Origin of the sequence: Pseudomonas lactis, from assembly GCF_001439845.1 — a bacterium.
GTDB classification, from domain to species: domain Bacteria; phylum Pseudomonadota; class Gammaproteobacteria; order Pseudomonadales; family Pseudomonadaceae; genus Aquipseudomonas; species Aquipseudomonas lactis.
In genome coordinates this window covers 1-1,656 of sequence record NZ_JYLO01000039.1, presented here as the reverse complement: position 1 = coordinate 1,656, position 1,656 = coordinate 1, and the positions used below count along the sequence as shown (strand labels likewise).

Annotated in this window: 1 protein-coding gene; it reads right to left on the bottom strand. The window is 56.1% G+C overall.

Features of this window, described 5'->3' with window-relative positions; all coding sequences use genetic code 11:
* Nucleotides 1–36: 36 nt before the first annotated feature.
* A protein-coding gene (locus TX24_RS30110) for an IS3 family transposase (RefSeq protein WP_420865865.1) occupies nt 37–1,592 on the bottom strand; the annotation gives its coding sequence in 2 pieces (ribosomal slippage) (nt 37–1,130 and nt 1,130–1,592; 1,557 coding nt in all).
* Nucleotides 1,593–1,656: the final 64 nt, after the last annotated feature.

Genomic DNA, 1,656 nt, shown 5'->3' with positions numbered 1-1,656 from the left:
CGGTGTTTTTCAAGGTAGTTGTCACTGTTCTTCGTTTTAAGCTGCTTGTTTCATAGTCGTTTCTTTCTCAGGGTTCAGTGTCACTGGCCCAGCGGGCTCGCAGTTTCTGACTGGGCGCACACCCCAGCGTGATGGGTTGTTCTGTCTGGCCTGTTCCAGCACCGCTTTGCGTTGAGCCAGCAGCTCGGCATCTTCACCGTCATGGCGTTGCTGCGGCGTAACGAAGTTGAGTTTGCTGTGGCGGTGCTCGGTGTTGTACCAGCGCACGAACCGGTCTACCCACACCCGAGCCTCATCTAGTGAAGCAAAGCCGGACGACGGCCATTGTGGGCGGTATTTCAGCACCCGGAACAAGGACTCGACGAAGGCATTGTCATTGCTGACCCGGGGCCGACTGTAAGACGGCAACACGCCGAGTTCTTCCAGCTTGGCTTTCATGGTTTGGGCCTTCATGGGCGCTCCATTATCGGAGTGCAGAACCAGCGGTTGGTGTAGGCATTGCTCGCGGAGCATGCAGCGCTGCAGGAGCTGAGCGGCATACTCACCACTCTCTGATTCGTATACTTCATAGCCAACGATTTTGCGGCTATAGAGATCTTCAAACAGGTACAGATAGTAGAACTGTCCACGGACTATCGAGGGACAATAGGTAATATCCCAGCACCAGACCTCACAAGGGCCGCTGGCTTTATGTGTCGTCGGCTCCCAGCGACGCTGGGGTGCCAGGCTATGACCGCGGTGATGCAGCTGGTCTGCGGCTTTCAACACGCGATAGAAAGTGGATTCCGATGCCACGTAGATACCTTTATCCAGTAGGTCCGGCACGATCTGGCTGGGCGGCAGCTGGCTGTATGCGGGGCTATTCGATAGCTCGATAATATGCGCTCTCTCCTCAGCTGAGAGCTTGTTGGCCGGTGCTGGTTTGATCGCCAGTGGGCGTTTGTCCTCTTGTAGTGCTTCATCACGGAACCAGCGCCGATAGGTGCGCAGACAAATGCCCGCTTCAACACAAGCCTGCTTCAGGCGAGCGCCGTCTGCATTGGCCTGCTGGATCAACGTAATAATGGCTCGGCGCTCTGTGGTAGAGGTCATTCGTCCTCGTTGCTGTCGTTGTCCCAGAGCGCATTGAGCTTTTTTCGCAGCACCAGCAGGGCCGCCGCCTCGGCCAGGGCTTTTTCTTTGTACCGCAACTCGCGTTGCAGCTTTTTGATCTCCTGCTGATCAGTGCGTGCTTGCTGGCGAAGCACTTTCTCCTGCTCCGCACTGCGCTGAAAACCTTGCAGAGACTCGGCTTTCCAGCGTTGTACCTGATCGGGGTACAGGCCTTTTCCACGGCAATACTCACTGAGCTCTGCTTCAGAGAGAGCTGCTGTTTCAATGACGGTGGCGAGCTTGGCTTCAGCTGACCACTGCTCTGATTTGGCTTTGCGTCCTGGCACAGGGCGTCCTTCTAACTTGGCTTGATTGCGCCAATTATAAAGGGTCGGCTCGGAGATGCCTTCCTGACGCGCCAACTCGGCTACGGTCAGGTTGTAAGGCGGCAACAACTTGCTCAGCACGGCTTCTTTTCGCTCATGGGAATAACGGGCCACATCGGTGTCCTTTACCGCCTATCTGGGGAAAACTGGAGGGTGACAACTATCCTGCCAGAGGGGG